This window comes from Stieleria tagensis, assembly GCF_024129865.1.
GTDB lineage: Bacteria > Planctomycetota > Planctomycetia > Pirellulales > Pirellulaceae > Stieleria > Stieleria tagensis.
In genome coordinates this window covers 20,958-31,853 of sequence record NZ_JAMYFE010000137.1, presented here as the reverse complement: position 1 = coordinate 31,853, position 10,896 = coordinate 20,958, and the positions used below count along the sequence as shown (strand labels likewise).

The 10,896-nt window shown below is 58.1% G+C and carries 9 protein-coding genes; 6 read left to right on the top strand and 3 right to left on the bottom strand.

Annotated features, from left to right (window positions below; all coding sequences use genetic code 11):
* Nucleotides 1–100: 100 nt before the first annotated feature.
* Entirely contained in the window at nucleotides 101–778 is a 678-nt protein-coding gene (gene nadD / locus NHH03_RS26225; protein ID WP_253161317.1) for a nicotinate (nicotinamide) nucleotide adenylyltransferase, read from the bottom strand.
* Between the two features lie 162 nt (nucleotides 779–940).
* On the opposite strand from nadD, the gene priA reads away from it, so the two are divergent.
* On the top strand, nucleotides 941–3,445 hold the full coding sequence (gene priA, locus NHH03_RS26220; protein ID WP_253161316.1) for a replication restart helicase PriA: 2,505 nt from the start codon (nucleotides 941–943) through the stop codon (nucleotides 3,443–3,445).
* A 13-nt stretch (nucleotides 3,446–3,458) separates the two neighbouring features.
* On the opposite strand, the gene NHH03_RS26215 is transcribed toward priA, so the two are convergent.
* Nucleotides 3,459–3,968, bottom strand: coding sequence for an SET domain-containing protein (locus NHH03_RS26215; RefSeq protein WP_253161315.1), 510 nt, complete (start codon nucleotides 3,966–3,968; stop codon nucleotides 3,459–3,461).
* 245 nt (nucleotides 3,969–4,213) lie between these two features.
* Here NHH03_RS26215 and NHH03_RS26210 point away from each other — a divergent pair, with 245 nt between their 5' ends.
* The 4 genes from NHH03_RS26210 (at nucleotide 4,214) to NHH03_RS26195 (ending at nucleotide 8,290) form a co-directional block, all read left to right on the top strand.
* A complete protein-coding gene (locus NHH03_RS26210) occupies nucleotides 4,214–5,158 on the top strand; it encodes a PP2C family protein-serine/threonine phosphatase (protein ID WP_253161314.1) in 945 nt (314 codons plus the stop codon).
* Between the two features lie 184 nt (nucleotides 5,159–5,342).
* Nucleotides 5,343–5,864 (top strand): Spy/CpxP family protein refolding chaperone, encoded by a 522-nt coding sequence (locus NHH03_RS26205; protein ID WP_253161313.1) that lies wholly within the window; start codon nucleotides 5,343–5,345, stop codon nucleotides 5,862–5,864.
* Between the two features lie 297 nt (nucleotides 5,865–6,161).
* Complete coding sequence (locus NHH03_RS26200; protein ID WP_253161312.1) at nucleotides 6,162–6,728, top strand: hypothetical protein; 567 nt, start codon at nucleotides 6,162–6,164, stop codon at nucleotides 6,726–6,728.
* 422 nt (nucleotides 6,729–7,150) lie between these two features.
* Nucleotides 7,151–8,290, top strand: a complete 1,140-nt coding sequence (locus tag NHH03_RS26195) for a tetratricopeptide repeat protein (RefSeq protein WP_253161311.1) — start codon at nucleotides 7,151–7,153, stop codon at nucleotides 8,288–8,290.
* A 21-nt stretch (nucleotides 8,291–8,311) separates the two neighbouring features.
* Here the strand turns inward: NHH03_RS26195 and NHH03_RS26190 are convergent, their stop codons facing one another.
* Nucleotides 8,312–8,860, bottom strand: a complete 549-nt coding sequence (locus tag NHH03_RS26190; protein ID WP_253161310.1) for a GNAT family N-acetyltransferase — start codon at nucleotides 8,858–8,860, stop codon at nucleotides 8,312–8,314.
* Between the two features lie 695 nt (nucleotides 8,861–9,555).
* On the opposite strand from NHH03_RS26190, the gene NHH03_RS26185 reads away from it, so the two are divergent.
* The gene (locus tag NHH03_RS26185) at nucleotides 9,556–10,878 is read left to right on the top strand and encodes a S1C family serine protease (protein WP_253161309.1); all 1,323 of its coding nucleotides are present in this window, start codon (nucleotides 9,556–9,558) and stop codon (nucleotides 10,876–10,878) included.
* Nucleotides 10,879–10,896 lie beyond the last annotated feature (18 nt).

Sequence of the window (10,896 nt, the reverse complement as noted above, 5' to 3'; positions counted from 1 at the left end):
CAGAAAAGCGCAACTTCAAAATGCGTCAGCGAGGGATCCCGTCAACACCCTAAATCCCTCGCTGACGCTTCGGGTTACCATCAAAGCACAACTTCACAACTCACGGGTCGCGCTTGTGATTTGCACGTTCCATTCGCCTTGACGGCGCACTGACACGCTCGTGATCGTCGTCGCTGCGGTACAACCCCTCGGCGTCGATGTAGGCTTCCACCGCACGCGTGACCCGATAGCGAATCCCCCTGCCCTGCCCCACCCTGCTGCGGATATCTCGGCTGGAGATTTCGATCACCGGCATCTGAATCACGGCTGCGGAAAATTGGTCGATCCGCTGACGATCGACCATTCCCTGTAACACTTGAAAATCGATCTCGCCCTGGCCACCCCGCTGTACCACAGACAGCGTGACTCGCGACAACAACTGTTTCGGCTGGTGCCAACGCGGCATCGATTCCAATGAGTCGCTGCCGATGATCAAGAACAATTCAGCAGCGGGATACTCGTCACCTAACTGCGTCACGGTGTCGAGCGTGTAGCTGACCCCGGATCGTTGGATTTCACGGGGGTCCACCTGATGGCCGTCGCGACCGGCAATGGCCAACCGCAACATCTCCAACCGCTGCTGGTCGCCGGCCGTTGGACCAGCGGGTTTCAAGGGCTGGGTGGCCGATGGGACCCACAACAAACGGTCCAGCTGCAATTGTTCGGTGGCCGCTTCACCAATCCACAGGTGCCCCAAATGGACCGGATCAAATGACCCGCCAAAAATTCCGATTCGCATCCGCCGCTGCTCCAATGTCAATGATTCCTCCTGCTGTCAACGCCCGCATTATAGACGCGGTGACTCGTTTTGACCGACCGTGTCAGCGACAGAGCGATGATTCCTGGGTGATCCGTGACGCATCGCAAAACCAAGCCGATCCAAAAACATCAGAAATCCTCTATGCTGACAGGCCCCCAGACACTGCCAAGTTCTGCTGACGTTCCACTCGCAACGCCGTCCACTGTGCCGCCCACTGTGCCGCCCGAAATGCCGCCTGATCCCACCGATGCGAATGAACCCGATGACCGGGGAAATCTGACCGCGCCCGGTTTCTTGGACGTCCCGTCGGACGATTCGGCGGCCACCGATGACGACAGCACTGACGCCGGCACGACCCAAGGCAAGTTGTTCGACACCGATCCGCCGCCCTGGGAATTGGCTGCCCAGGCCGACATCGCAGTCGCCAGCGTGGTGTTTCGCGATGCCCCCTATGGCCCCTACGACTACCGCATCCCCAACGAAATGCTGGAACAGTTGCAACCGGGGATGCGCGTGCATGTTCCACTCGGACGCCGCCGCCGACCCACGCTCGGCTGGTGCATCGAAACCAAATCCGGAAACACCTCTGGCAAAACCCTCAGCGATGTCGCCGAAATCTTGGACGACGAACCGCTGTGTGATCGGCCGCTGGTGCGGTTGGTAACATGGATGAGTCACTACTACCAATCACCGGCGGGTCAAGTTTTTGATGCATTGATCCCGTCGAGCGTCCGCGCCGGCGCGGGCACCCGTGAACGAACCTATCTGTCCCCTGCCCCGGGCAGCGACGACGATTCCATCGTCGACGCCCTGCCCACCAAACAACGGCAGGCGCTGCGGATGTTGATCGCCAGTCGACGTCCGATGACGTCCTCGCAGCTGATGGTCCACGCCGACTGCACCGCCGGACCGATCAACAGCTTGCGGAAAAAAGGGCTGGTGACCGAGGACACACGGCGTGAGATGACCGCCGAAACGCCGCTCCGCTGGCAAGCCAACGATGGCGAACGCACCGAAGCACACGATTTAACCGATGACCAAACCAACGCGCTTCAGCGGATCACCGCGGCGATCGATTCGGCGACCGCCAAAACACTGTTGCTGCACGGCGTGACCGGCAGCGGCAAAACCGAGGTCTACATTCGCGTCATCCAACACGTGGTTGAATTCGGCCGCTCGGCCATCGTCTTGGTCCCCGAAATCAGTTTGACGCCCCAGACGCGCGGACGCTTTGAACGACGGTTTCCATCGGTCGCCGTGTTGCACAGCCAGATGACTCCGGCCGAACGCCATTTCCAGTGGCAACGAATCCGTCGCGGCGAAGTCCAAGTCGTTGTCGGACCTCGCAGTGCCGTGTTCGCGCCGCTACCGCGACTGGGTTTGATCATTCTGGATGAAGAACACGATGGTTCCTTCAAACAGGATTCCCAACCTCGCTACCACGCCCGCAAAGTCGCCTTTGCCCGCGCCCAATCCTTGCAGATTCCATTGCTGCTCGGCAGCGCCACGCCGTCGCTGGAATCCTGGTACGCCACCGAAGCCGGACACGCCGAATTGATTTCGATGCCGCATCGAGTTGGCAATCGCCCGATGCCGGACGTCAACCTGGTCGACTTGCGGATCCCCGACGAGCGTTCACGCGGCGGAGCGATCAGCCGCCAATTGCACACCGCCGTCAACGACACACTGCGGGAAAAAGGCCAGGTCATCTTGTTGCTCAACCGCCGCGGTTTCGCGACCACCATCCAGTGCCCCTCCTGTGGGCATGTGGTTGCCTGCCCCGACTGTGAAATGCCACTGACCCACCATCGCGACGGCAGCAAAGCGGTTTGCCACTACTGTGACTACACGATCGCCACTCCGCCCTGGTGCCCCGAATGTCGGTTTGACGGAATCCGCTACGGCGGCTTGGGGACTCAAAAGTTAGAAGTCGAAGTCAAATCCAAATTCCCCGACGCGCGCGTGGCGCGGATGGATAGCGACACGATGCGGCGTCCCGGCAGCCACCAGAAAGTGCTGTCGGCATTCCGCAGTGGTGATGTCGACCTGTTGTTGGGCACCCAGATGATTGCCAAAGGACTCGATTTCCCGAACGTCCTGTTGGTCGGTGTGATCAATGCCGACGCCGCCCTGCACTTCCCCGATTTTCGCGCCGGCGAGCGGACGTTCCAGCTGGTCACCCAGGTCGCCGGGCGCACCGGTCGCGGCCAACGCGGTGGCCGCGTGATCGTGCAAACCTATTCCCCCGAACACATGGCAATCCAGGCGGCGTCACGGCACGACTACCTGCAGTTCGCCAAAGCCGAAATCCTGAACCGACGCAAATTTAATTACCCGCCACTCGGTTCGGTGGCACGCATCATCATTCGCGGTGCGGTTGAAGAGGTGACCGAAGCGACCGCCAACTTGCTGCAGCAACGATTGGAATCCGCTCGGGAACGTCTGGGCGCCGAGGTCCGCCTGTTGGGGCCGGCGCCACCGCCGATTCCAAAGCTCCGTGGCAAGTATCGGTTTCACCTGCTGCTGCAGTCACTGGACCCATTGCAGCTAGGCGCAACGATCCGAATGGCGACCAAAACGTTTAAGATTCCGGAAAAAGATGATGTTCAATATGTGATCGATATCGACCCGATGGACATGCTGTGATCCGGATCAAACGTTAGCGAGCTTTCTTGTTGCGACCGACCAGCCGCTTCATCTTTTTCACTTCGCTTTCGGCCACGACCCAACCGCGACAATTTTTGGACCCGCACTTGCAACGTGGGATCCAGTCTTGGGCTTCCCACTGGTAATCAAAACACAACTCGCTGCCGGGTTCGATATTACAGGTCGCGATCAACCCGTTGCTGGTCTCGGTGATCTGGATCAAATCACAATTCGGGCTACACGAGTGATTGATAAAAGCGCCGGGGATCGTCGGTTCGAGAAACCAATTGTCCTCGAAAGCCATCGCATAGGTGGATCCGTCGTACTGTGCCGCGGGAATCAACTGTCCCTTGATTTCAAACACCAGTTCGCCGGGTAAGAATTGGCGGGCGGCAAATACACCACACCCGAGTTTTCCGCCTTGATCAAACACATACACATCACGGTCTTCATATTGACGATAGCCGTAATCCTGATCAACGACCGACTGCAGTCGTCGACGCCGCTTCTTTGAAAGTTCCATCTTGTGCCCAATCTCAATTCTATGCCCACCAGAATCGATCTCACCAAGAGTCGAACGTCTGGAAGACGCGCATCATCTTTGGGTATTGTTACCAAAAGTCCGTCACAATGGGGAGCGGCAAAACACGGAGGAGTCCGTAGGATCCCGAATCAGATCAGCAAGGGCAACTAGTACCGCGCAGCGATTGACCGCTACAATTCAAACACTGCTGGCGCGTTGATCCAAACCGATGGAAACTAAAGACCATGCTTGACTGCGAATTCGAATTCACCCAGTCCGAAACGTTCGGACTGACCGATGTCGGCAAACAGCGGAGTGTCAACCAAGACCAATTCTTGATCGCAGAGTTGAGCAAGTCGATGCTGGTCTCTACCTCCAGCCTACCGGAGATCGGTACCGGTCGATTCTTTGGAGGCATCCAAGGCCAAGTGTTGTTGGTCGCCGATGGGATGGGCGGACATGCGGCGGGCGAAAAAGCCAGCAGCCTGGTAATGCAACACCTGATCGGTCGGCTTCTCAACAGCGTCCATTGGTTCTTTCAATCCGACACGGGATCCGAAGAGGAATTCATTGACGGACTCAAGAACCTGTTGCGTGACGCGCATGGCCGCATCTTGGCTGAATCTCGTGAAGACCATTCGACCGCGGGCATGGGCACCACGCTGACAATGGCGTACATCCATTGGCCGACCATGTATGTGGTCCACGCCGGCGACAGTCGCTGTTACCTGATCCGTGACTCGGTCGCCCGCCAACTGACCACCGACCACACGCTAGCACGACAAATGGTCGAAGCCGGTGGGATGAAACCCGAAGACGAAGCGAAGAGCCGTTGGAGCAACGTGCTGTGGAACGTGATCGGTGGCAGCAGCCAACGGGAATTGCTGGCCGAGGTCCATCGCGTCGACCTGCGAGAGAACGACTCGGTCCTGTTGTGCAGCGACGGACTGTACCGCTATCTGGACAAAGACCAGTTGGCCGCCCTGGCACAGAAAACCCCCAATGCTTCGATGCTCTGCAAACAGTTGGTCGATTTGGCGAACGATGCCGGTGGCGAAGACAACATCACCGTCGTGGTCAGCCACCCCACACCCAAACACCGTGCTCCACCGATCATCGAGCCTGTCGCTGCCGACCCTGCCTGTGTGGAAACCCTGCCTAACATCCACCCCGACCAGCAGGGGTCGTGACCAAAATCGTTGAAATCTGCGAAACCCTAATCCGCAAATTCGGTTCAAACTGGATTCACCTGATTAATTGAAACGCGCAGTCCAGTAATCATCCGGTTAAGCTGCTTCGATTCAGTTCTCTGGTTTCCGGGCGATGCAACTCCTGTCACCGCCCTCCTCTCCCCTGTCCCTTTTCGAGTTCCCCATGAAATCCAAAGTTCTTGGTCTTGCGATCGCGTTGATGTTGACGACCGTCGTGGTTGCCGATGACGCCGACGTCAAAAAGAAAAAGAAGGGTGCCCAGGCACAACGAAACCCCGCGGCAAACGTACTCAAACAACTGAAAGATGTTGATTTGACCGACGAACAAAAAACCAAGATCGACGCCTTGGCGAAAAAGTCGATGGCCGAGATGCAAACGCTGCGTAAAGAAGCCGGTCTGACGCCTGAATTGATGAAGCAGCGCACCGCCGCTCAAAAAGAATTCAAAGACAGCGACAAAAAGCCCAATGAGATCTTCGCCGCCGTCAACGAAAAACTGGGCCTGAACGAAGCCCAAGTGGCTGCGTTGAAAAAGGTCAATGAGTCGCGCACCGAATTGCTCAAAAACTCCGTCGCTCTGCTCAGCGAAGAACAGCAAGCCAAACTGCCCAAGCGCATTCTGCAGATGTCCAAAGGCAAGCCAGAAGGAAAGGGCAAAGGCAAGAAAAAGAAGGAAGCTCAGTAGCGAGCAACCAGGACGTGTTCCCCACGTTGGACAACCGCCGCCGATCCGTCAGCAAGCCGACCAGGCAATGCGACTGATCACGCGGCGGTGGTCGAACAGCCTGTATCGGTTATGCCACCGCCAGCCACTGTCGCAAAGTGTCACCGATCAGAGTGCCGATGACTGTTCACGGCGGAAGGGTTCCATCAGTGATGGTTATTTCCCCGACACCACCCCCATGAACACCCACGCCGACGGGAAATGCACTTCCTGTCGCTCCTTGCCATCTCCCCATCCGGCGGAAGGAACTGCCTTATCATGCGATGCACTAGTTTTTATGGACGATTAATGATCGCCGTCGTCCTGATGTCAGTTTCCGCGACTTCGGTCAGTGCGGGATGGAACGAATTCTGGTCGAATGTCAACGGCGGCTATGCCCGAAACAACGCGTGGCCCGACCCGTTCAACGAAATGGACGCGATGTCGGTGATCATGCCCTTCGAGGCGATGAAACAAAACGGCTGGGTTTTGCACAACACCATTGGTAGCGAACAATTTCGCGACGGTGATGGCGCCCTGCTGACGGCCGGTCAAAAAAGTGTGGCTTGGATCGCACGTCAGGCTCCGCCGACACGACGCCAAGTCTACGTCGTGCGAGCCGACTCGCCACAGGAAACCGAATCCCGCATCGCATCGGTCAGAGAGGCTCTTTCGCAATATCACGTCGCCGGTCCCGCCCCCACGGTGTCCGTCGTCGACCGCGAATCGCCGACCGCATCGGGAGCCTGGGCGACCAAAATCAATCGCGCTTGGCTGGAACACCTCGCGCCGCCCAAATTGCCGTCCAGCAGCGCTGCCGGCACCGCGAGTGCCACTCGCCCTTAGTCCTCAACCGATTGCTGCGGATTGCATGCATTTCGCTAAAACGGCACCTCTAGGCGGTTTCCTGAACGGGAAACCGCCTTTTTTCGTCGAATTCGGGAAACCGCTGTGACCAGATTGAAGTCAGCCGGATAAGCGGCCGATCCATACAATCGATGCCATCCGATTCCTGTTGGCATTTGGACCGCCTTGCCCCACTCGATGACTCGCTTGTCACGGGAGAACCTTTAGACGTGACCGTCCAACAAAAATCGTTCCGCACTCAACGACGAAACCAACTTGCGTCCGCTATTGCCGTGACGTTGATGGTCGGCACTGTCGGCGCAACGAGCGGATGTTCCAGCACGTCAGGTGCGCGTGTGGCAGCTCTGAATCCGTTCGCTAAAACACCCTCCGGCCCAGGCGCTGGCGGCGAATCAAACTGGATGAACGGCCCCAAAAATGTCGGTTCGTCAATCGCCGGCGGCGCCAAAAATGCCGCGGTCAAATCTCGCGATAAAGTCGCCGGTTGGTTTGGCAAGGGAAATGATTCCGGATCCGGCGCCCCGGTCGGTGACGCCACCGATCCGGTCAGCTTGGCCCACAAAGCCGAAGTCACACCGGAGGTCTTTGTCGCCAACGGTCGCTTGTGGGAATCGACAGGCAACTTCGAAAAAGCCATGGAAAGCTACGCCAAGGCACTCGAATCATCCCCTAACGATCCCGCTGCGCTGTCAAACATCGCGCGTTTGCACTTCCGCCAAAACAACCATGAAAAAGCTGCTGAGTACTTTGGCAAAGCGATCAAGGTCAACCCGGAAGATGCCGGGCTCTACAATGATCTGGGTTTGACACTTAGCAAACTTGGCAATCACGGCGCCGCAGCGACCACCATCGAACAAGCGCTGCGACTCTCACCCGGTTCGTCACGCTACGCCAATAACTTGGCCAGCGTTAAATTTGAATCCGGCGACCCCAACGGTGCGTTAGAAGTATTGGTCAACAACAACAAGCCAGCTGTTGCCCATTTCAACATGGCGTATCTGCACTACAAACATCGCCAGAACTCCGAAGCCACCCGCCACCTGAACCAGTCGCTGGCCTGTCAAACCGACGGTGAAACCGACCCGGCAACCAAACGTGCCATCGAACGGTCGCGTGAACTGCTGGCACAGATGGGCGCCGGACCTGCGATCCAACCCGGCACCGCGATTGCCGCCGCAGCGCCCAAGAAGGCAGAGAACTCGGCAGTGACACTGCCAAATTCAGTCGATTCGACCGCGCCGCAACAAGCCTCCGTCGCCGCGGACACCACCGTTGCGACCAAAGTTCAACAGGCGGCTTCTGGATTCGAACCCGGCACCGCGGTCCCTGGATTCCAAAACGTGATCCAACCAGCGTCCGCCGGTAAGACCAGCGTTTCGTTTGGCAACGCATCGTTCAAGACGCCGACGGCTCCAACGGCGCCTGCGACAATGGACGACGCACCTGAACTGCCTACCGGACAAGATGACGCCGACGCCAAAGCGGCCGAAAAAGCTGCCGAGCAATTCTCGCTGCCACCGAGCTTCCAATTGCCCCAGTGATCCGCGCTGCTCTGGGCGGGGTCAACCGAGAATCGAGGAATTCACCACAAAACGTAGCGTCCGCGCCCCGTCGTACATGAATTCCCCGTCCGGCCGCATGCCAACTTTTTCAAGCACGCGAATCGAGGCGTGATTCTCCGGCAGCACCAACGCGGTGATCTGCTCCAGCTGCAACGTTTTGAATCCGAATTGAAGGCTTGCGGCGCAGGCCTCGGTTGCCAAACCGAGCCCCCAGTACTGGGGCAGAAAGCGGTAACCGACATCCACCGTGTCCAGATCGGCCAGGTATTTGAGGCCGCAAAATCCGATCACGGACCGTGTTTGCTTCAGAACACATGCCCAACGCCCGTAGCCGACCGTGTCAAAGTCCGGGTAGCTGGCGATCGCTTCTCGAGCCGCGTGTAGCGACCGAACCAGCGGCTCGCCGGTGTAGCGCATCACCGCAGGATTGCTGTTGAGCGTGAAAAATGCCTCGGCGTCCTCCACTTCAAAGGCTCGCTGCGTCAAACGTTCCGTATCCGGTCCGATTCGGTATGACGGCACGTGCATCTCGTGGTTTGCGATTGGCATGGAATGAATGGCATGCCGGTCGACGATCCACGATTCATTTTCGTGTCGCAGCACGCACGAGCAGGACAGCACCGCAGCCAAAAATGCTCACGATGACCGCGATGATTAGTAGTTCCAAGAAACCAGGCATTTTCGTTTCGGGGTGTGTGTGGTTGGTCCGTCGAGATCTGTGCCTATTCGGCTGCAACATGCGGATCTTGGCAAGGGGATAGCGAATTCACAAGATTTTGTCAGAGACAGCAGCGGCACAGAAGCCACAGCAAAGGTGCAAGCGGCACGATTGTAAGGCATTGGGTTTTCCCAACCCGACGCGTGAGTTTTGAAGTTGCGCTCTTCATCACAACCCGACGCGTGAGCGAGGGATTTTGGGTGTTAACGGGATCCCTCGCAGACGCGTCGGGTTACCAAAAAACAATGCCCCATGCAAAAGTGCAACTTCAAAATGGGCGCTGCGATGCCTCAAGACTGCTTCCGTGGCTGGGATCTGCGAGCCCGGTCTGGCGGCGGAAAAAGACGTTGGATCGACGCAGCGCCCCACGACGGATGACGCTGAAATTGCTGTTTTTTTTCGCGGGGTTCCGCCGAAAAGAATTGCCTGATCGTGCGGACCGTGAGAACGTAGTGGTTAGTCAGACGCCACCGGTTGGCCGATTTTTGTCAGTCGCGCTTTCTCTCCTCTTCAGCGATCAATGAAAATGAATTGGAAACTGCCTTCGATTGTGCTCGTATTTGTGCTGCTGCATGGCACGGCGTCACCGGCGCCCGCCCAAACCATGGTCGATTTTCGCGAGGCGATTCATGCCGGCGAACCGTCGCTGATGACGGTGGTCGTCACCCCGGCCCATCCCGATCCGCCGCCAGGACCTGATGCGGATGACCCTGACGAGGCAGCTCAACCGGCCCCGCCGCCCGGTGCACCACCGAACGCCGCCAATGGGCCTCGGATTGAATTGTTCGAGCTTGATGGACAGCCAATGATGCCGATTCCAGAATTGGTGCAACAACCGGCCAGCGAGATCACCAGCGCTGCGTTTGCGGTCGATGAATCCATGCTGGTTGCGTACATCGGTGGCCCGGCCGAGACCGTCACGGTACTCAACCGCAGCGGTCAACAGACAGACGGCAAAGTGATCGCGCTGGACTATGTGACTGGTTTGGCAGTGATCTCTGTTGATGACGGGCTGTTCAGCGGGCTTGTCGTCAGCTCTGCCGAAACCGAACCGGGGATGCCTGTCGTCGCCATTTGGTTAGACGGAGATGTCTTGACCGCCGACGCCGGGATGGTTGCAACACGTGCGGTCGCGTCACAATCGGGTATCGGGTCCGCACCCAAGATTGATTTCGGATCCGGCGGACAGATGGTCGGCGCACCGGTCTTGGATGCGAGCGGTGTTTTGGTCGGTGTGATGGTCCCCGGACAGGATTCCAAACAGGTCTGCGCCGCGGCATCAAACATCTCGCGATTGATCGAATCCGCCAGCAGCAAAACGCCTCATGATCTGAAACGGGGGCTGGTCGGAATTCAGTTCCAAGGTGTCGGCGCGCTCGTGATGGAAGTCAGTCCGGATTCGGGTGCCGACAAAGCGGGGATCCAACCGGGTGACGTTGTCGATCGTGTCGGTGAGACTGAAATTCACAGTGCTGCCGACGTGGTCGCAGCGGTCGCCAGCGCCCGCGCCGGTGACACGCTACAACTGACGATCCGCCGGGGCGGGGAATCACAAACCGTTCCCGTGACTCTGGGCGAACATCCACAGCAACAACTTGTCCAAACCGCTGGCCCGGCCGACGGACTGGGCCCGGTCCCGATGGAGGAAATGCTGCGTCAGTTTCAATTCCCGACCCCCGATCGCTGGCACGGTCGCCGCCTGATGCCACGCAACAACGCTGGGCCCGATGCAGTGCCCGACTTTGCGCCCAACGACCAACCGTTGCAGCCCGCTGACAATGAACGATTGCTGCAAGAGTTGCTGCGGCAAATGGAACAGCTCAACAACAAACTGGACCGTCCCGAATAGTCACACGGTCTGGACCGT

Bases quoted from the DNA above. Each gene is read 5' to 3' on its own strand.
- nadD (WP_253161317.1), bottom strand. From the start codon at position 778: ATGCGAATCGGAATTTTTGGCGGGTCATTTGATCCGGTCCATTTGGGG.
- priA (WP_253161316.1), top strand. From the start codon at position 941: ATGCTGACAGGCCCCCAGACACTGCCAAGTTCTGCTGACGTTCCACTC.
- NHH03_RS26215 (WP_253161315.1), bottom strand. From the start codon at position 3,968: ATGGAACTTTCAAAGAAGCGGCGTCGACGACTGCAGTCGGTCGTTGAT.
- NHH03_RS26210 (WP_253161314.1), top strand. From the start codon at position 4,214: ATGCTTGACTGCGAATTCGAATTCACCCAGTCCGAAACGTTCGGACTG.
- NHH03_RS26205 (WP_253161313.1), top strand. From the start codon at position 5,343: ATGAAATCCAAAGTTCTTGGTCTTGCGATCGCGTTGATGTTGACGACC.
- NHH03_RS26200 (WP_253161312.1), top strand. From the start codon at position 6,162: ATGCGATGCACTAGTTTTTATGGACGATTAATGATCGCCGTCGTCCTG.
- NHH03_RS26195 (WP_253161311.1), top strand. From the start codon at position 7,151: ATGAACGGCCCCAAAAATGTCGGTTCGTCAATCGCCGGCGGCGCCAAA.
- NHH03_RS26190 (WP_253161310.1), bottom strand. From the start codon at position 8,860: ATGCCAATCGCAAACCACGAGATGCACGTGCCGTCATACCGAATCGGA.
- NHH03_RS26185 (WP_253161309.1), top strand. From the start codon at position 9,556: ATGAATTGGAAACTGCCTTCGATTGTGCTCGTATTTGTGCTGCTGCAT.